General features: G+C 61.2%; 19 protein-coding genes. 6 read left to right on the forward strand and 13 right to left on the reverse strand.

Annotated features, from left to right (window positions below; all coding sequences use genetic code 11):
- Nucleotides 1–8: 8 nt before the first annotated feature.
- Nucleotides 9–1523, reverse strand: coding sequence for a choline-sulfatase (gene betC, locus JZX88_RS13795; RefSeq protein WP_065116877.1), 1515 nt, complete (start codon nucleotides 1521–1523; stop codon nucleotides 9–11).
- A gap of 14 nt (nucleotides 1524–1537) precedes the next feature.
- Nucleotides 1538–2491, reverse strand: coding sequence for a choline ABC transporter substrate-binding protein (choX, locus tag JZX88_RS13800; protein ID WP_206913905.1), 954 nt, complete (start codon nucleotides 2489–2491; stop codon nucleotides 1538–1540).
- Nucleotides 2492–2585: 94 nt separating this feature from the next.
- Here choX and JZX88_RS13805 point away from each other — a divergent pair, with 94 nt between their 5' ends.
- Nucleotides 2586–3482: a LysR family transcriptional regulator gene (locus tag JZX88_RS13805; RefSeq protein ID WP_065116879.1), complete on the forward strand. Its 897-nt coding sequence runs from the start codon at nucleotides 2586–2588 to the stop codon at nucleotides 3480–3482.
- Between the two features lie 30 nt (nucleotides 3483–3512).
- Here JZX88_RS13805 and JZX88_RS13810 read toward each other — a convergent pair whose 3' ends face one another.
- From JZX88_RS13810 to JZX88_RS13835, 6 genes are all read right to left on the reverse strand, one after another.
- A complete protein-coding gene (locus tag JZX88_RS13810) occupies nucleotides 3513–4964 on the reverse strand; it encodes an aldehyde dehydrogenase (protein WP_206913906.1) in 1452 nt (483 codons plus the stop codon).
- A gap of 16 nt (nucleotides 4965–4980) precedes the next feature.
- The gene (locus JZX88_RS13815; protein ID WP_206913907.1) at nucleotides 4981–5703 is read right to left on the reverse strand and encodes an ABC transporter ATP-binding protein; all 723 of its coding nucleotides are present in this window, start codon (nucleotides 5701–5703) and stop codon (nucleotides 4981–4983) included.
- Nucleotides 5696–6424 carry an ABC transporter ATP-binding protein gene (locus tag JZX88_RS13820; RefSeq protein WP_206913908.1) on the reverse strand — a complete coding sequence of 243 codons (729 nt, stop codon included), beginning with the start codon at nucleotides 6422–6424 and terminating at the stop codon, nucleotides 5696–5698. The genes JZX88_RS13815 and JZX88_RS13820 overlap by 8 nt, the downstream gene beginning before the upstream one ends.
- Nucleotides 6421–7329, reverse strand: coding sequence for a branched-chain amino acid ABC transporter permease (locus JZX88_RS13825; protein ID WP_206913909.1), 909 nt, complete (start codon nucleotides 7327–7329; stop codon nucleotides 6421–6423). Before JZX88_RS13825 ends, JZX88_RS13820 begins: the two co-directional genes overlap by 4 nt.
- Nucleotides 7326–8198, reverse strand: a complete 873-nt coding sequence (locus JZX88_RS13830; RefSeq protein ID WP_206913910.1) for a branched-chain amino acid ABC transporter permease — start codon at nucleotides 8196–8198, stop codon at nucleotides 7326–7328. Before JZX88_RS13830 ends, JZX88_RS13825 begins: the two co-directional genes overlap by 4 nt.
- Before the next feature lie 70 nt (nucleotides 8199–8268).
- Nucleotides 8269–9483, reverse strand: coding sequence for an amino acid ABC transporter substrate-binding protein (locus JZX88_RS13835; RefSeq protein ID WP_206913911.1), 1215 nt, complete (start codon nucleotides 9481–9483; stop codon nucleotides 8269–8271).
- A gap of 134 nt (nucleotides 9484–9617) precedes the next feature.
- Here JZX88_RS13835 and JZX88_RS13840 point away from each other — a divergent pair, with 134 nt between their 5' ends.
- The 3 genes from JZX88_RS13840 to JZX88_RS13850 all read left to right on the forward strand — a co-directional run bounded on the left by JZX88_RS13840 (nucleotide 9618) and on the right by JZX88_RS13850 (nucleotide 11238).
- On the forward strand, nucleotides 9618–10490 hold the full coding sequence (locus JZX88_RS13840; RefSeq protein ID WP_206913912.1) for a helix-turn-helix transcriptional regulator: 873 nt from the start codon (nucleotides 9618–9620) through the stop codon (nucleotides 10488–10490).
- A gap of 162 nt (nucleotides 10491–10652) precedes the next feature.
- Nucleotides 10653–10955, forward strand: coding sequence for a type II toxin-antitoxin system RelE/ParE family toxin (locus JZX88_RS13845; protein ID WP_206913913.1), 303 nt, complete (start codon nucleotides 10653–10655; stop codon nucleotides 10953–10955).
- Nucleotides 10948–11238: an addiction module antidote protein gene (locus JZX88_RS13850; protein ID WP_206913914.1), complete on the forward strand. Its 291-nt coding sequence runs from the start codon at nucleotides 10948–10950 to the stop codon at nucleotides 11236–11238. The genes JZX88_RS13845 and JZX88_RS13850 overlap by 8 nt, the downstream gene beginning before the upstream one ends.
- Here the strand turns inward: JZX88_RS13850 and JZX88_RS13855 are convergent, their stop codons facing one another.
- From JZX88_RS13855 to JZX88_RS13870, 4 genes are read right to left on the reverse strand one after another with little or no spacing between them, the layout of a single operon-like run.
- A complete protein-coding gene (locus JZX88_RS13855) occupies nucleotides 11239–12054 on the reverse strand; it encodes an ABC transporter ATP-binding protein (protein ID WP_206913915.1) in 816 nt (271 codons plus the stop codon).
- Nucleotides 12051–13091 carry an iron chelate uptake ABC transporter family permease subunit gene (locus JZX88_RS13860; RefSeq protein ID WP_206913916.1) on the reverse strand — a complete coding sequence of 347 codons (1041 nt, stop codon included), beginning with the start codon at nucleotides 13089–13091 and terminating at the stop codon, nucleotides 12051–12053. The genes JZX88_RS13855 and JZX88_RS13860 overlap by 4 nt, the downstream gene beginning before the upstream one ends.
- Entirely contained in the window at nucleotides 13088–14131 is a 1044-nt protein-coding gene (locus JZX88_RS13865; RefSeq protein WP_206913917.1) for an iron ABC transporter permease, read from the reverse strand. The genes JZX88_RS13860 and JZX88_RS13865 overlap by 4 nt, the downstream gene beginning before the upstream one ends.
- On the reverse strand, nucleotides 14128–15138 hold the full coding sequence (locus JZX88_RS13870) for an iron-siderophore ABC transporter substrate-binding protein (protein ID WP_206913918.1): 1011 nt from the start codon (nucleotides 15136–15138) through the stop codon (nucleotides 14128–14130). The genes JZX88_RS13865 and JZX88_RS13870 overlap by 4 nt, the downstream gene beginning before the upstream one ends.
- A gap of 220 nt (nucleotides 15139–15358) precedes the next feature.
- On the opposite strand from JZX88_RS13870, the gene JZX88_RS13875 reads away from it, so the two are divergent.
- Nucleotides 15359–17479 (forward strand): TonB-dependent siderophore receptor, encoded by a 2121-nt coding sequence (locus tag JZX88_RS13875; RefSeq protein WP_206913919.1) that lies wholly within the window; start codon nucleotides 15359–15361, stop codon nucleotides 17477–17479.
- Between the two features lie 201 nt (nucleotides 17480–17680).
- Here the strand turns inward: JZX88_RS13875 and JZX88_RS13880 are convergent, their stop codons facing one another.
- Nucleotides 17681–18574: an AraC family transcriptional regulator gene (locus JZX88_RS13880; RefSeq protein WP_201101294.1), complete on the reverse strand. Its 894-nt coding sequence runs from the start codon at nucleotides 18572–18574 to the stop codon at nucleotides 17681–17683.
- Between the two features lie 217 nt (nucleotides 18575–18791).
- On the opposite strand from JZX88_RS13880, the gene JZX88_RS13885 reads away from it, so the two are divergent.
- Nucleotides 18792–18968, forward strand: a complete 177-nt coding sequence (locus JZX88_RS13885; protein ID WP_142857854.1) for a hypothetical protein — start codon at nucleotides 18792–18794, stop codon at nucleotides 18966–18968.
- The last annotated feature ends 139 nt before the right edge of the window (nucleotides 18969–19107 follow it).

Below are 19107 nucleotides of genomic sequence, written 5' to 3' on the forward strand. Positions count from 1 at the left end.
CGCCTGTTTTACTCGCCACGCGGAAAACGCTGGTTTTCCTCCAGCACGTTGAGGTCCATGTGGTTGCGCATATAGCGCTCCGAGGCTTTCTGCAGGGGCTGGTAATCCCACGGATAATAGGCGCCGTTGCGCAGCGCCTTGTAGACCACCCAGCGTCGCGCCTGGCTTTCGCGAACGGCGGCGTCGAACACCGGCAATTGCCAACGCCGGCCAATCTCGGCGGAAAGCGATGATAGCACATCGCTGAAAGCAGGATCGCCGGCAAGGTTGGTGCGCTCTTCCGGATCGGCCTCGAGATCATAGAGCAGCGGCGGATCGGCCTCGCAGACCGACAGCTTGTAGCGGCCGTCCCTGATGGCGACGAGCGGTGCGATGGAGCCTTCGGCGGCATATTCCATCGGCACCGGGCCACGCCCGCCGGTCCCGTGAGCCAGCGCCGCCAGATCTTCGCCATCCGTCCAGCGTTTGAGTGACGTAATATCAAGCCCGGCAAGTCCACACAGCGTCGGCGTGACATCGAGTGTCGAGACAGGGGCATCGATCAAAGCCGGCTGCCAGCCGGGTGCGGCCACCATCAGCGGCACACGGGCGGACCCCTCGAAGAAACACATCTTGAACCACAGGCCACGCTCGCCCAGCATATCGCCATGGTCTGACAGGAAGAGGATGATCGTGTCCTCCTCCATCCGCGTCGCCTTCAGGACGTCGAGAATTTCGCCGACCTTTTCGTCGATATAGGAGATATTGGCGAAATAACCGCGTCGTGCCCGGCGTATCTGCTCGCCTGTGATCTCGAACGCCCCGTGATCGCAGGCTTCCAGCAGCCGTTTCGAATGCGGGTCGTGTTCATCGAAGGAAAGCGCTTCCGTCTCTGGCTCGAGCGCCGGGCAGTCTTCATAGAGGTCCCAGAATTTGCGCCGCGCCACATAGGGGTCGTGCGGGTGGGTGAAGCTGACCGTCAGACACCACGGCCGGTCGTCAAGGCGGCGCGACAGGTCGTAAAGCTTGCGGGTGGCGTTATAGGCCACCTCGTCGTCATATTCCATCTGGTTGGTGATTTCGGCGACACCCGCGCCAGTCACCGAACCGAGATTGTGATACCACCAGTCGATCCGCTCACCCGGCTTGGTATAATCGGGTGTCCAGCCGAAATCGGCGGGATAGATATCCGTCGTCAGGCGCTCTTCGAAGCCATGCAGCTGGTCCGGGCCGACGAAATGCATCTTTCCTGAAAGGCCGGTGTAATAACCCGCCGCCCGCAGGTGATGCGCATAGGTCGGGATATCGGAAGCAAATTCGGCGGCATTGTCGTAAACCCGCGTGCGGCTCGGCAATTGCCCGGACATGAAGGAGGCGCGGGCCGGCGCGCAGAGCGGGCTTGCCGTATAGGTGTTGGCGAAGCGGACGGACCGCTTCGCCAGTGTTTTGAGATGGGGTGCGTGAAGAAAATCGGCCGGGCCGTCGGGAAAAAACGTTCCGTTGAACTGGTCGGCCATAAGGATCAGGATATTGGGACGCGGCATTTCCACTTTCCGGCTTAGAGACCAAGCTTGCCTTTGACGGCGTCCGCACCCGGCTTGCCATCCAGCGTGGTAACGCCCTGCAGCCAGCCATCCAGCGCCTGCGGATTGGCCTTCAGCCATGCCGCTGCCGCAGCTTTCGAATCCTCGCCGCCGAGAATGGAGCCCATCAGGGTATTTTCCATGCCGATATCGAATTTCAGGTTCTTGAACAACGTCGCCGCATTCGGGCATTGCTGCGGCCAGCCGGTGCGGGCGAGCGTATAAACTTCCGCGCCGCCGAAATTCGGACCGAAATAGGCGTCGCCGCCGGAGAGATAGGCGATATCGATCTTCTCATTCATCGGATGCGGCGCCCAGGCGAGGAAGACCACCGCCTTCTTGTCCCTGCCCGCCCGTTCCACCTGCGCCAGCATCGCCTGTTCACCGGATTCGACGAGCTGCCAGCCCTTCAGGCCGAAATCATTGGCGTCGATGATCTTCTGGATATTCTGGTTGGCCGGTGCACCCGGCTCGATGCCGTAAATCTTGCTTTCGAACTCATCGGCATGTTTGGCGAGATCGGCGAAATCCTTGACGCCCTTTTCCGCCATATAGGCCGGCACTGCCAATGTGAACTTGGCGCCCTCAAGGTTCTTCGTCATCACCTCGGCCGCCTTGGCGGCATTCAGATCGTCCACGAAGGATTTCTGCGCCGGCATCCAGTTGCCGAGGAAAACGTCGATCTCGCCGTTTTTCATCGCCTGATAGCCGATCGGCACCGACAGTGTCTTGACGTCAGCCTCATAACCCAAGGCATCCAGCAGCACGGAGGCAACGCCATTGGTGGCGGTGATGTCGGTCCAGCCGGGATCGCTGAGCCGGATCGTCTTGCAAGCCGCGTCATCGGCCGCCTGAAGCGGGGTGGAGAAGGCCGCCACGGACAGAAAAAGACCGGCGGCGATGCGATGCAGATGAGAAATGGTTTTCATTGCGGCTCCCCTTTTATCAATCCAGTTTATTGAACACCACGTTGCTTTTGCCTGTGAAGCGGGTATTTTTCGATAGTTGATATAAGGAATTTTAATGTCAGACCGGCCGCTTGACCTGGGATGGATGCGCATTTTCACCGAGGTTGCCCGCCGCGGCAGCCTGACGGCGGCGGCTGCATCCCTGCGGCTGACGCAGCCGGCCGTAAGCTATCAGATTCGCCGGCTGGAGGAGGAACTCCGCGTAGCGCTCGTGCAGCGCAGACATCGCGGCATCGAACTGACGACGGAGGGTCAGAGGCTGTTCGAGATCGTCTCGCGCAATGTCGACGCCATCGACCTTCTGGCGCAGCAGCTTCGCCGGACGGAGGAGCGGCAGACCATCCGTCTGCACACGGACTATGCCTTCTCGTCCCTGTGGCTCATCCCGCGTATGCACGGATTTCGTGCGCTCAACCCCGACATCAACATCCAGATCGTCGCCACGCAGGATCCACTCGGCCAGGGCAAACACGACAGTGATGTGATGGTGATTTTCGGCACGCGGCAGGAGGCGGGCGAAGGAGCGGTATTGCTGCTTTCGGAAAAGGTCACGCCGGTCTGCTCGCCGGCGCTCCTGGCGGAAACGCCGGCACCGGCGGGCGTCGCTGATTTTTCACGCCATAAACTCATCCACCTCGAAAACACCTCGCAGGCGCACTGGTTCGACTGGGCTGCCTATTTCAAGCATTTTGGCGTGCATCGCGGTGCCGAGCATGATGGCGGCGATATCAGCTTCAACAATTACACCATGGTGGTGCAGGCAACCATCGGCGAACAGGGTTTCGCGCTCGGCTGGGCCGGGCTGGTCGATCCGTTGCTCGAGGCCGGTGTTCTGGTGACGGCCGGCCCGAGCCTTGATGCACCGGGACGCGGCTACTGGCTGATGCGGCCGAAAAGCAGCGACAGCGCGGTGAGAAAACTCACCGGCTGGCTGATCGACGAGCGACGATAACGCCGCCCGCCAGCCTGTACCGTTTGCGGTTCAGATGGGATAGTGCAGCGGCCCATCCTGCAGCGTGACCCAGCGTAGTTCGGTGAATTCCGCAATGCCCGCCGTACCGCCAAAGCGGCCGTATCCGGAGGCCTTGACGCCGCCGAAAGGCATCTGCGCCTCATCGTGAACAGTCGGGCCGTTGATGTGGCAAATGCCGCTTTCGATGCGGGCGGCAATGGCAAGCGCCCGCGCCTGATCCCTGCCGAAAATCGCAGCGGAAAGACCGAACTCGGTTTCGTTGGCGATGCTCACGGCCTCGTCGATGCTGCCGGCCCTGATGATGGAGACGACGGGACCGAAGCTTTCCTCGGCGTAAAGCCGCATGGCGGGCGTGACGCCATCGACGGCGATCGCATCCACCATCGTGCCATTGCCGCCGCCGCCCGCGACCAGCCGCGCGCCCTTGGAGACGGCATCATCCACCAGCGCCCGGATGCGCGATGTCGCTTCGGCGCTGACCAGCGAGCCGAGCGGTGTTTTGCCCTCGCGCGGATCGCCGGCCGTGAGGCTCGAAGCCTTTTTGGCGAAGGCCTCGACAAATGTATCGGCAACGCTGTCGAGCACGATGATGCGCTCCGTCGACATGCAGATCTGGCCCTGGTTCATATAAGCGCCGAAAGCAGCAGCCGCGACAGCCGCGTCGATGTCGGCATCATCAAGCACGATGAACGGCGCCTTGCCGCCCAGTTCCAATAGCGTCGGCTTCAGATAACGGCCGGCCGTTTCGGCAATCACCCGGCCGACGCGGGTCGAGCCGGTGAAATTCACGCGTCTAACGGCGGGGTGCGCGATCAGCGTATCGACGATCTTCGCCGCATCTTCCGGCGCATTGGAGACGGCGTTGAGCACACCCTTGGGCAGACCCGCCGAAGCGACGGCTTCTATGATCAGCGCATGGGTGCGCGGGCACAGTTCCGAGGTCTTCATGACAACCGTATTGCCGCAGGCCAGCGGCGTGGCGATGGAGCGCACGCCGAGAATAACAGGCGCATTCCACGGCGCCATGGACAGGACGACACCTGCCGGCTGACGCAATGCCATTGCCATGGTTCCCGGACGGTTGGAGGGGATGATCTCGCCCTTGATCTGGGTGGTCAGGCTTGCCGCCTCCACCAGCATGTCGCTCGCCAGTTTGACGTTGAACCCGGCCCAGGCGTCGGTCGCGCCAATTTCGTCCTTCATCGCCTGGGTAATATCAGGCCCGGCGGCGAGAAGCGCCTGCGCGGCAGCCAGAAGCAGGCGGCGGCGTTCACCGGGCGGCGTTGCCGACCAGACGGGAAAGGCCGCCGCCGCGGCATCGGCCGCACGGGTGGCGTCCTCTACCGTTGCTGCCGCCGCGCTGGTCGCCACATCGCCGGTAATGGGGTTGCTGCGTTCGAAACGCTTGCCGCTTACGGCCGGGCAATGATCGCCGCCGATGAAAAGATTGACAGTCTGCATGGTCTTTCTCCTGAGTTCAGACAATGGCGGCGGTGGTGCCGCCGAGAAACGCCCGTTGCACGGCGGGATCGGCGGACAGGGCCTCAGCCGTGCCTGCCCCGACGATCCGCCCTGCTTCCAGCAAATAACCGCGATCGGCAAGCGCAAGGCTTTCGCGCACATTCTGCTCCACAAGCAGAATGGAAAGGCCGCTCTTTTTGATCTCCGCCAGGGCGGCAAAAAGTTCCTGCGTAACGATGGGCGCAAGGCCAAGGCTCGGCTCGTCCAGCAGCAGATAGTCCGGTGCCGACATCAAAGCACGCGCGATGGCGACCATCTGCTGTTCGCCGCCGGACATGGTGCCGGCAAGCTGCTGCCGCCGCTCCGCAAGGCGGGGAAACAGTGCGAAAATATGCTCTCGTGTCGCCTTTTCCGCTGAACGGGCATGGCGGGGATTGGCCCCGAGACGGAGATTATCCTCCACCGTCAGCGCCGCGAAAATTCCGCGCCCCTCCGGCACCAGCGCCACGCCCCGCTCCACGATCTGATGGGCGGGAACAGCGGCAAGCGACGAACCGTTGACGCGCACGCCTCCGGAGGCCGGAGCCACCATGCCGCCGACCGCTTTCAGCAGTGATGACTTGCCGGCGCCATTGGCACCGAGCAGCACCACCGTTTCGCCCTTGGCAACATTGAGCGATATGCCGTCAACCGCGAGATGTTTGCCGTAACGGATTGTCAGTGCGTCTATTTCAAGCATGTGCCGCTCCCAGATAGGCGGAAATGACCTGCGGATCATCAAGCACCACGGCCGTCGGTCCGTCGGCGATCTTGCGACCGGCCGCCATGACCACGGATCGCGGGCAGAGTGCGCGCACGGCGGCCATGATATGTTCGACCAGCAGGATCGTCGTACCCTCGGACGCCAGCCGCCGGATCAGCGCTATTCCTTCCTGCAGCTCCGTGGGGTTAAGGCCCGCAAGCCATTCGTCGAGAAGCAGAAGCTTCGGTTCGCCCGCCAGCGCACGCGCCAGTTCGAGCCGTTTCTGGTCGATATAGGTGAGATCGCCGGCCGGCATGGTTTCCCGTCCGGCAAGACCTATTCTTTCAAGGCAGGCCCGCGCGACCTTCTCTGCCTCGGGACGCGAAAGCCGCTTCGGCCCGAACATGGCCGATACGGCAACGTTTTCAAGCAGGGAAAGCGACGGCAAAAGCCGCACGAGCTGGAAGGTGCGCGCCACGCCGGCGCGCGCAATCACATCCGGCCGCCGGCCGGCAATCTCCTGCCCTTTCAGCCGGATCGACCCTTCGGTGGGCTTCAGCGCCCCGGAGATCAGGTTCATCAGCGTCGTCTTGCCGGAGCCGTTCGGCCCGAGCAGCCCGATGACCTCGCCGGCCTCGATTGTGAGGCCAAGGCCATCCACCGCCTTCAGCCCGCCGAAGGTCTTGCGGATATCGGTGATTTCGAGAACGGCGCTCATGCGGCTTTCTCCTTTTTGCGCAGCTTCTCCAGCGCCGCCAGCACGCCATCCGGCAGAACAAAGACGATGAGGATGAAGAGAGCGCCGAGAATGATGGAAAAATGGTTGGGGAAGTTGGCGCCCAGCCACTCGAACAGCAGGAACAGCGGCACCGCACCGAGAATGGGTCCCCAGCGGCGTGTGGCTCCGCCAAGCAGGGCCATGATGACGGTGAGGAACGATACCTGCGGATTAAAGACGATGGCCGGCTCGATATAGACCCAGCGCGGGGCTTGAATGGCGCCGACAAGCGTGATGATCGTGGCGGAAAGCACGAAGAGCGTCAGCTTGGTGCGGGCGAGATTGATGCCCGCATGGGCGGCCACGACCTCGTCGTCACCGATTGCCTTCAGCGCCAGTCCGAGCTTGCTGCGGTCGATCAGGATCGCCAGCAGAAGGGTGACGACAGCCAGCGCCAGCAATTGCCAGAGCACATGCTGCGGCTCCAGCGGCAGGAAGATATAGCGCCCGAGCGTGCCGGTGACATTCACCTCGTACCAGGTGATGAGCTGGCGGATGAGTTCGGCAAGACCGAAGGAAAAGATCACGAAATAAATGCCCGCGACGCGCAGTGTGGAAAGCCCGACGACAAGCGCCAGCGCCGCGCCGACAAGGGCCGCGCACAGGAGCACCAGCGGCCATGGCAAAACCTCGCTCAGCACCGCGACCGTATAGGCCCCGACACCGAAGAAGGCGACGGTGGCGAGCGAAATATAACGGGTCGGGCCGGAGAACATCGCCCAGGCGGAGGCGAGCGTCGCATAGCCCAGCAGGCCGATGATGACGCCGACGCCATAGGCATCGAAAAAGAAGGGGGAAAGCGCCAGCAGTGCAGCTGCGGTAAGGCCGATGAGAAGCGGAATCATTTGCCCCTCCTTGCGAAAATGCCTTCCGGACGCCAGAGCAGCACCACGAGGAAAAGCAGATAGGTGGCGGCAAGCGTGAGGCCGGGATCGACATAAACGAGCACGAAGGTTTCCACGAGACCGAGCAGCAGGCCGGCCACCAGCGCGCCAAGCAGATTGCCGACACCGCCCATGATGACGACGACAAGCGCCTTCATGGTGAAGACCACGCCATAGGAGGCGGAAAAGGTCTGGTACATCGAAATCATCACCCCGCCGGCCACGGCGAGTGCGCCGCCAAGGGCAAAGCCGATCGAGGCCACACGGTTCACATCAATGCCAACCAGCGGCGCGGATTTGGGCGCAAGCGCCACCGCCCGCAGGTTGAGACCCCAGCGGCTGTGGGTGAGCGCCAGATAAAGCCCGCCACCGATCGCGACCGACAGGCCGAAGGACAAGAGCCGGTTGAGCGCCACGGTCGTGCCGAAGATGTCGATGCCTTCGGCAAGGTAGGAATAGGAATGGTAGTTGCCGCCGAACGCCACAAGCATGATGCCCTGGATAACGAAGAGCAGCCCGAAGGTCGCCAGAATGGAATCGACTTCCAGACGGCCGGAGCCGCCCGAACGGCGCACCAGCGGCCGCATCATGACCCGATAGATCGCGAAAGACAGGGCGTAACCGAGCGGCACGATGATGAACAGCGACAGGAGCGGCGACAGGCCATAGCTGGAAAACAGCACGAAGGCGATGAAGGCAGCCGCAATCAGCACTTCGCCATAAGCAAGGTTCATGATGCGGGCGATGCCATATTGCAGCGAAAGTCCAAGCGCGATCAGCGCATAGGTCCCTCCCAGCATCAAGCCGAAGATGAGGGTGGATAAAAACAAGGAAGTGTCTCCAGTCTGGAACATGGCGGAAGCCTGCCGGCCGGGGTTCACGGCCCCGGCCGGCAAAGGCTCACCATTGCGGCTTCGGAATGACCGGCTTTGCCACGCCTGAACGGTCCGCCGGCGCAATCGCCACAAAGCGGTCACCCTGCCATTGCCCCGCCCACCAGAGCTGCCGAAGCTGGTTGTCCTCAAGCTTGACCGGGCCGATGACGGTGTCGAAGCTTCCCGTCGAAAGTTCATTTGCCACCGCCGCCTTGTCGAGGCCGACACGCTGGATGGACTGGGCCAGCATTTCGAGGCTCGCATAGGTGATGGCGCTTGCCCAGCTGTCCGGCTTGGCGCCGATGAAGGCCTCGTGGCGCTTGAAATAATCCTCGATCCTGTCGCTGCTGCCATCGACGCCGCCGATGCTGATCACGCCTTCCTGCTTGCCATCGGAGACCTTCGGGAAGATCGGGAAAGCACCGCCGACGCCGACATAAAGGACCTTCGGGTTGAACTTCGCCGTCTGCGCCTGTTTCGTCACCGCAAAACTGTCGGGCGGATAGGAAAATGCAATGAAGCTGTCCGCACCGCTCGCCGCCGCCTCGTTCACAAGTGCTGCGAAATCCGAAGTGCCAACCGGATAGGTCTTGTCATAGGCGAGTGTGAAACCCGCTTCCTTCAGCGCCGGCCGTGCGGCCTTGATGAGATCGATGCCGAAACCGTCAGCCACGGAAATCACCGCGACCTTGTCATTGATCTGGCCGGCATCGCGCGCCGCTTTCAAAACGTCGGCCAGCGCGTTGGCATAATCATGGCCGCCGCCCAGCATCCAGAAGCTCTTTTTCCAGCGCGCGGCAAATTCGGGCGCCTTGTCGGTCACGCCTGTGACCGCAAGCTGCGGATAACCGAAGCGCTCATAAAGCGGTGCGACGGCCAGATTGAAGCCGGTGCCCCATGGCGGCAGAATGAAATCGACCTTGTCCTGGCTGGCCAGACGTTCGGTGAACCGCACCGCATCCTCGGCCGAGGAACGGTCGTCATATTCGACCACTTCCACCGGCAGGCGCTTGCCATCCGGCAAAGTGAGACCGCCGGCATCGTTGACCTCCTTCACCCACAATTTGTAGTTCGGAATGGTGGTGATGCCAGCACCCGTGGCATTGGCGCCGCTTTTTGAAACGGCATAACCGATCTTCACCGAGGTACGGTCCTGCGCATTGGCAACACCGAAAGATACCGCCGACAGGGCAGCACCGGAGAGCAGGCAGAACAGCGTTCTGCGCTTCAGACTATTCATGATGTTCCTCCCAAAGCGCCTTATCGGGGTTGCCGTTCTCCTCAAGGTTTTCCCCTGCGCTGAGCAAAGTTTAGCAATGACAGCCGCATATAAAATGCACTAATGTAGCGCATTATTGTACTTTTGGAGGTTGAATGCCGCTGCAAAGCCAGATTGCCGGCAATCGCGTGGAGATTACGGCGCGCACCCTCGCCTCGACGCTGCGCCTATCCGAATTCCGACTGGAATCGGATAGCGCCCATCTGCTTCTCCTTTCCGCCGGTGAAGCGGAAATTCTCCAAGGTGACAAGACGCTGCCGGTCGTAGCACCGGGACTCGTCTGGCTGCCCATCGGCCCCGCCGGTCGGCTGCGGCTGAATGCCGGAAGCCGTGGATCGCTGCTGAGGACGAGCGAAATCGGGCTTGCCCATGCGATGCCCACCGGCACGAGCGCCAGCGCCGTGCGCAACATATTGCAGCGTGTTCTGACGCAGGCGCCGGCGGAAAGAGACCGGCAGGAGCTGGCGGGTTATCTGGAGACCATCGCCAGCGAAAACGTCCGTGCGACAACCGGTTCGGACACGATCATCGCCAGCCTGCTCTGCATCACCCTCATCCGCATCTGCCAGCACGCCATCGCCGATATCGCCGCCGCCATCTCCACCCCCGGCAGCCTCACCGAACGTTTCGTCCTGCTGGTGAGCCAGCACAAGCGCGACCAATGGGGCGTGGATGATTATGCTAGATATCTGAGCGTGAACCGTGAACGCCTGGGATTTGCGGTGCGCAAGGCCACGGGGCTTTCGCCGCAGGCCTATATTCACCGGGAGTTGCTGTCCGAAGCACGCGACCTTCTTCTGAACTCATCACTGCAAGTTGCTGAAATCGCGTTTCGATTGGGCTTTCAGGACCCCGGCTATTTCAATCGCTTCTTCACCCGTAACGAGGGCACGTCTCCCGGACGTTTCCGCCGGGCCGCAATGCGAATGCAGAACGTGCCGCCGCCATCTTATGCGGCCTGGCCGTGACGGCTTGGCATAAGGGTGTAACGTCAGCAGCTTATTGCTGTCCATTGCAGTCGGGCAACCTTCCTGTGCTGCCAGACCGGCAACATCTTTCACCTACCCGATTTCAGTTTTCAATATTCCATCTTCCCATTCTGTAACTTATAAATTACAGTCTCAAATACAATGCAGCTAAAGCAATCTGCAACATTTCAAAAATGGTTTGGCAAACTGAAGGATGAACGGGGCAAGGCTCTGATTACGTCCCGCCTGAACAGGCTTTTCTTTGGTCATGCAGGCGACGTTGCTCCCGTTGGCAATGGCATCAGCGAATTGCGCATCCATTATGGGCCAGGCTATCGGGTTTATTTCGTAAGGTCAGGCGATGTCATTATCGTTCTCCTTTGTGGCGGGGACAAGAGCACGCAGGAGAAGGACATCAAAGCCGCAAGGCAGATTGCGGCGCAATGGAGTGATGACGATGAGTGAGAAATTCACGAACTTTGATCCCGCCGAACACCTCAGGAGCGATGAAGCCATTGAGGTGTTTCTGGAGGATGCGTTCGCAACCAATGATGCGGCATACATTGCAAATGCGCTTGGCGTCATCGCGCGCGCAAAAGGCATGACGCAGGTAGCGCGTGAAACCGGACTTGCCAGAGAGCATCTTTACAAGTCGCTCAGCGAAACGGGAAATCCGACGCTTGAAACGACGATAGCCGTCCTCAATTCCCTGGGTTTTCAGCTCACCAGCAAACACAAGGCGGCATGATCAGCACCTGACGTCATCCCCCACCACCCGGTGCCGCCCGATCGGCAGCATCATCGGCTTGCCGGAGGTCGGATCTTCGATGACCCGGCTTTCGATGCCGAAGACGTGGCGCACATTCTCTTCCGTCAGCACCTCTTCCGGCGTGCCGCAGACATGCAGCTTTCCGTCCCTCATGGCGACGAGATGGTCAGCATAACGGGCTGCGAGATTGAGATCGTGCAGCACCATGACGATGGTGGTCTCACGGGCATAGTTGAGGTCCGTCAGAAGATCGAGCACTTCGACCTGATGGCTGATATCCAAAAAGGTCGTGGGCTCATCCAGCAACAATATGTCGGTCTGCTGGGCCAGCGCCATGGCGATCCAGACCCGTTGCCGCTGGCCGCCCGACAGTTCATCCACCGGCCGCTCGGCAAGGTCCACCGTATCGGTGGCGACGAGGGCTGCGGCAACCGCTTCGTCATCCTGCCGCGACCAGCGGGCGAAAAGGCCGTGATGCGGGTGCCGGCCACGACTGACGAGATCGGCAACGACAATGCCCTCCGGCGCTATCGGCGACTGCGGCAAAAGGCCCATGCGCTGCGCCAGTTCCTTCGAAGGAAGCCGGTGGATCGACTTGCCATCAAGCAGGACTTGCCCGGCGCGGGGCGTGATCAGCCGCGACATGCTGCGGAGAAGTGTGGACTTGCCGCAGGCATTGGCACCGACGATGACAGTGATCCTGCCGCGCGGAACGACGAGATCCAGCCCGTCGATGATGAGGTTTTCGCCGTAGCCGGCCGAAAGGCCGTTCACGGAAAGGGAGTGGCCGGTCATAACGAGCCTCCGCTGCGGTTGACCCGCACGATAAGGTAAATCAGATAGGGCGCGCCCAGCGCGCCGGTCACGACGCCGACCGGGTATCGACCCGGCAGCAGGAACTGGCCGCAATAATCCCCCACCAGTACCAGCACCGCGCCGACAAGTGCGGCGGGAACGAGCAGCGAGCCGTTGCTGCCGACGATACGAGCAGCGATCGGTCCCGACAGGAAAGCGACAAAGGCGATAGGTCCCGAGACAGCCGTTGCAAAAGCGATCATGCCCACGGCGGCGATGATGACGATGATGCGCGTTTTCCCAACCCGCACGCCGAGTGCGGCCGCGGCATCATCGCCGAGCCGCAACGCCTCCAGATCGCGCGCGCGGCTGATGAGCAGCCCGCCGAACAGGATGAGCGCGATGAGGAGCGGCGACGTCTGGGCAAGTTTGGCGCCGTTGACACTGCCCGTCAGCCAGCGCATCGCCTCCTGCAGCGTCCAGGCGGGCGCGACGGAGAGAATATAGGCGATGAAACTTTCGAGCATGGCGGAAACGCCGATACCGACAAGGATAAGCCGCGTTCCCGCCACGCCGTTGCGGAAGGACAGGAGATAGACCAGCAGCGCAATGCCAAGACCGGCGAGGACGGCAAAGACCGAGACAAGCGGCCCGTTCAGCTGCAGCACGACGATGGCGAAGACGGCGGCAGCGCTCGCGCCGGAACTGATGCCGATAATATCGGGACTGGCAAGCGGGTTGCGCAGCATGATCTGAAAGGCAACACCGCCCAGCCCGAAACTCAGCCCGGCCAGCACCGAAAGCAGCGCACGCGGCAGGCGCAATTGCCCGACGGTGAAGCTGACACCGGCAATATCCTCGCCAGCCAAGACGCGGATCACCTCACCGGGCGGCGTAAAGGATTGCCCCAGCATCAGCGTCAGGGCGAATGCGGCAATCAGCAGGACCGACAGGACGGCAATGACAAGGCGACGCCGGCGCTGTCGGGCGTGGCGGTTCAAGACAAGTGTGTCGATGACGGCAGCATGCATGGTCATAATTCACGCACCCGCTGGCGTCTGACGATCCAGATGAAGAACGGTGCGCCGACCAGCGCGGTAACGATGCCGACATCGAGTTCCGACGGCCGCGCGACGATGCGGCCGACAATATCGGCGGCAAGCAGCAGGCAGGCGCCGCCAAGCGCGGAAAACGGCAGCAGCCAGCGATTGTCGACACCGACAAGCAGGCGGCACAGATGCGGCACCACCAGCCCGACAAAGCCGATTGGCCCGCAGATGGCTGTGGCCGCACCGCAGAGCAGAATGGCGCCGAGGGAGGCCACGGCTCTGGCGACAGCGACATTTTCACCAAGGCCAGCGGCGAGCTCGTCACCCAGTGCCAGCGAATTCAGCCTGCGCGCTGAAAGCAGGCTGATGGCGAAACCGGCGGCGAGAAACGGCAGCACGGTCTCGATGCGCTCGAAGGTCGCGCCGCCGACACCGCCGATCTGCCAGGCGCGAATGCCGCCGGCAATATCGCTGCGCGGCAGCACCACGGCGATGACCAGTGACGAGAAGGCGACGGATGTGGCGGCACCGGCAAGCGCCAGTTTCAGCGGCGTGGCCCCGCCGCGCCCGAGCGAGCCGACGACATAAACGAACACGGCAGAAATACCTGCGCCAACAATCGCGGCAATGATGAAGGCCTGCGAAGACGCAATGCCGAACCAGACGATGGCAATGACGACGGCGAGCGACGCACCCATGTTAACGCCGAGAATGCCGGGATCGGCCAGCGGATTGCGGGTGACGCCCTGCATGATGGCTCCCGCCAGACCGAGCGCGGCCCCGGCCAGAAGCGCAAGCACCGTGCGCGGCAGGCGGACCGCGACGGCCGCTTCCGCAACCGTCTCAACCCGGCCGGCAAGCGCCGCCGTAATATCGGCCAGCGATACGTCACGCGTGCCGATGGCGACCGAAAGCGCGCAAAGGACTGCAAGAAGCGCCAGCACGATGCCAAGCCAGAACATGCACCTGCGGCCGGAGCGGCCGGCATATGGCAGGGTGGGAGCGCCGTCGGCCCCAGGCGTTGTCATTGCGGTTTCCCGGCGGATTTGTCCGCCGCTTTCGCCAGAAGATCGGCATAGTCCTTCAGCACCCAGGAAATCGACAGCGGCGTGGGATTGGACGCTGTTCCGAGCGGATCGCGCCCCAGCATGACGATGGCATCATGGGAAACGGCCGGCATGCGGGCCAAAAGCGGATCGGCGCGCATGGCATCGAACAGCGGCTTGCTGCCATAGGTCACGACAATATCGACATCGTCGAAGGCATCGACACGCTCGGCGCTGACGCCGGCGGCGAATTGTCCCGGCTTCGTTGCTTCCACGACGCTTTTCGGCGAGGCAAGCCCGAGATCGGCGAAGAACTTCACCCGGCTGTCATTGGCGGTGTAAAAATTGACGACGCTGAGATTGGTGGCATCGAGATGGGTGACGAACATCGCCGACTTGCCCTTCAGCTGCGGATGGCCGGCGACCACCTCGGCAATCTCCGTCTCGATGCGTTTGATCAGCGCTTCACCTTCCGCAACCATGCCAAGGCCGGCGCTGTTCAGCCGAATCATCTCGCGCCAGTCCGTCGCCCAGGGGGACACGGGATAGGCGACCACGGGCGCGATCTGGCTCAGCGTATCGTAGTCAGACTGGCTAAGACCGGAATAGGCCGCGAGAATGACATCCGGCTGCGTTGCCGCCACGGCCTCGAAATCGATGCCATCGCCCTCGTCAAACAGAACCGGTTTGTCCGCCTTGAGTTCGGTGAGCCGCTTTGCCACCCAGGGCAAGAGGCCATCGCCGTCATCATCACCGAAATTGGCGGCAGCGAAACCGACAGGCACGACGCCGAGCGCCAGCGGCACCTCATGGTTTGCCCAGGCAACAGTGGCGACACGCTGCGGCTTCTTCGCAATCGTCGTCGTACCGAAGGCGTGCTTGATAACGATGGGATAACTCGTCGCATCATCCGCCAAGGCCATATTTGGCGCGATTATCGACAGAAACAGCACAAGGGCCGGCACGAGGCAGCGGAACGGACGAAGCATGACGAAGCTCTCAAAGGTTCAAAAGTGGACTTGAACTCTCAGCTTCACATGTCCCCGTCAAGCCTGAGGAAGAGATGCCGCCCGAACAGCGGTGAAATTTCCGGGGTTTTGTACAAAACCGTAAAAAGTTACAATACCGGACAAACTTTCTCAAGTTATTGGCGCTTCGAGAGTGGGCCGTGGAAGCGGCGATAGGGACATCAACTTCTGGAACGCACCAATGAATATCGAAATCGAAGGCAGAAACCGCAAAACCGCGCGACGTCGTTACCGGGATACGGCCCTGCTTGCCTGCACGGCGCTTGTCGCCACCCTGCCCGGCCCCCTGCTGGCGCAGGAGGCTGCCAATACAAGCGGCAGCACGGTTCTGGAACGGATCACCATCGACAGCGGCGACAATGACCAGAAGTCCATCGTCGCCACCCGCACCACGAGCGGCAGCAAGATGGCGACCGATATTCTCGATACGCCAGCCTCGGTTTCCGTCATCACCGCCAAGGAAATGCAGCAGCGCGGCGTGCAGACCGTGGAAGAAGCGCTGCAATATACCGCCGGCGTGACCACGGATTTCTATGGCTCCGACGATCGTTTCGACTATTTCAAGATTCGCGGTTTCGACGCCTATACCTATCGCGACGGCCTGACGCTCGGCCGCCCCTTCGGCGCGCTGCGCGAAGAAACCTATGCCTATGAGCGCGTGGAAGTGCTGAAGGGCGGCAACTCCACCACCTTTGGCGTCTCGGATCCCGGTGGCTCGGTGAACTATTCCACCAAGGTGCCGAAGCGCACCCGTTTCGGCGAAGCTTATGTCACCGGCGGTTCCTACAGCCGCGCCGAAACCGGTTTTGATTTCGGCGACAACATTACCAGCGACGACACGCTTTCCTATCGTCTGACCGGCAAGCTCAGAAATGCCGATGCGGAATATGACTATTCCCGCGATGACGAGAAATTCTTCATGGGCGGCCTGACCTGGCGTCCGACCGATGTCACCAGCCTGACCGTGGTTTACGACCACCTCAACAAGGATGGCGTTCCCGGCGGCGGCGGCCATCCGGTCGGTTCCCATTTTGACAGGAGCCGTTTCTTCGGCGAACCGGATTACAATTATCGCGGCACCAACCGCAATTCGGTCAGCGTGATGTTCGACCACGATTTCGGCTCCGGCCTGACGTTGAGTTCCAATGCGCGCTACAGCAAGACCAATACCGATTTCGGCTACGCCTATATCGCATCCACGCCGACTAACGGTTCGACCATCGCTGACCGGGCCTTTTTCGGCAACGACACCGAAACCGAAAACTTCCTGATCGACACACGGCTGCAATATGACACGACGTTCGAAAATGTCGAAAGCCGCAGCCTCGTTGGTGTCTTCTATAACGACTACACATCCGGCAGCAAAAACTACTTCGGCGCTGCGCCGAGCATAGACTGGATGAACCCGGTCTATACCGGCGCGCCCTCCTCGGTGCCGCTCTATGCCAGCTCGCTGACGGACCAGAAAACCAAGGCGATCTACCTGCAGCAGGACCTGACCTTCTTCGACAGGCTGATCGTCAGCGCCGGCCTGCGCAACGACTGGATCGACACCGACCAGACCAACCGGCTGAACGGCACGACGGCGAGCGGCGACATCAGCGAACTGACCAAGCGCATCGGCGTGTCCTACAAGATCACCAATGAGATCGCGCCCTATATCAGCTACGCCGAATCGGTGGTGCCGGCATCGGGCCTCACCGTTGAACCGGAGCGCGGCGAGCAGATTGAGCTTGGCATCAAATACCGGCCGGAGGCTTTCCCCGCCCTGTTCACCGCCTCGATCTACGACCTGAAGAAAAACAACATCACCGTCACCAGCCCGATCACCAGCCTGCCGACCACGATCGGCGAAGTGCGCGTGCGCGGCATCGATCTGGAAGCCAAGGCGGAAGTCACCGACAATCTCAGCCTCACGGCGGCCTATTCCTATCTCGACGCGGAAATCACCGAAAACGGCACGGGCGGCAATGTCGGCAACCGGCCGCAATTCGTGCCGGAACATCAGGCCTCGCTGTGGGTCAACTACACGCTCGCCGGCAACGACCACTTCGGCGACATGACCTTCGGTCTGGGCGGCCGCTACACAGGCGCTTATTATTTCGACAATGCCAACAAGGTCTCGACCGGCAGCAGTGTCACCGTGGATGCGGCATTCAGCTACAAGATCCAGGAGACCGCCTCACTGGATGTCAACGTTTCCAACCTCTTCAACGAAAAACACGTTGCTTATGGTGGTTTCGGCGCTGACTTCTACAATCCCGGCCGGGCGTTTTCCGTCACCCTGCGCAAGACGTGGTGAACTTCAGTATTCGTAATGTATTTCAGAGTATTATGGATATTTCCTAACTCTAAACATCATCCTCGGGCTTGTCCCGAGGATCTAACCACATCGCATCAAGTCAGAAGGCAGCAGATCCTCGGGACAAGCCCGAGGATGACGTAGAGCAAGGTCTGTGGAATTGCGCCCAACCGCTTCGCGTAAACGGCAAGGCGCGCCCGTTCATAGCAGCCTGTGCATGCGCCGCCAGGCGGCCGGCGTATCACCCACCGAGTGGCGGAAGGCCTTGGTCAGATGGGCCTGATCGGAAAAACCAAGCTGCGCGGCGATATCGGCGACGGTCAGATCACCTTCCAGCAGAAGTTTCTGGGCGGCATTGATGCGCCGCTCCAGCTGCCATTGCAGCGGTGTCTTGCCCGTGGTCTGGCGAAACACGGTGGCGAACCAGCTTTCGGAAAGCCCGACAATATCGGCCATTTCGGCAACCGTCATGCGGTCGTCACCGCGCTTTTCGACGCGGGCGAGCAGCCTGTTCATCTGTGCCTGCGTCAGCCTGCCATTGGCCTGCTCGGGTGTCGGACCGGGAATATCCAGCAGCCCCGCAACGATCCCGCCGACAAGGCTTTCGGCATAAAGCGGATGTTTGGCAGGCTCGGCCAGTTCATCGACAAGCAGGCCTGCCAGCGTTTCCACCGCACCGATATCCTGTATCTCGACGGGACGGCGCAACGCCGTCATGGCCGCAGAGCCACCGACCGCCGGCGACAGGAAGCGCAAAAGCCGGTCTTTGTGGATATGCAGGTTCAGATGGGAAAAACGATGCGTGGCATTGCTGCTCGTCCACATCGGCACGCCGGCCGGCACATAGACCGCCCGCGTCATCGGCCGCGAATGCTGCGAAAGCTCGCCATCGCGGTTGGAAATCCTGATCCGTGACGAGACATCGTTGAAGAAAATCATGATGCGGGGATCGGCGGCAAGATAATAACCCTTCGCTCCCATCTGGCTTTCGGCCTCCCAGAACGCGCTGACCAGCCCGTCAAACTGGCGCCATTTGACCGGCGCAGTAACGCTGATCCCTTCCGTGTGCCAGGTCATGGAATGCCAGAAACTCAATGCGGTTACCGTCCGGTTGTCGAGCCGAGGTTGGGGACGCGGGAAGCGGCAAGCGCCGCAACAGACATCGCGCCCCTTCGCCAATAACATGACTTATCAATTCATGTTAATAGCAAAGATCGTTATAAAGAGAAACATTCGCCTGCGCGGCAGTTCTGGAACCTCCGCCCGCACCGCCCGTTAAATCCATGACAGGACCTCAACACGGGAGATGAACATGGATCGCAAGAAGGAAGCGGGCGATTTTGCCGACAAGAAACGCGAGGAACAGGGCCACGGCGTCATCGTTGCCGGGCCGGATGCGCATGAAAATGAAAAAGGCGGCAAGGCCCCGTCGGGGAAAGCCGAAAAACCAGACGCTGACCGGCCGGTTTCATCATCCGACCGCCGCTGAAAGCTCCCTGATCTCGACAGGCGCCAGCATCATTATTGGGCTCACACGCAACGACAACGTGGCGTATGGATTGCTTTGACAAGGTCAAAAAACACCTCCCCGATCTCTCGGGGAGGTGTTGCCTTATTGGGCAGTCCCT

This window comes from Agrobacterium sp. OT33 (genome assembly GCF_017313365.1).
Classification (GTDB): Bacteria; Pseudomonadota; Alphaproteobacteria; order Rhizobiales; family Rhizobiaceae; genus Agrobacterium; species Agrobacterium rhizogenes_A.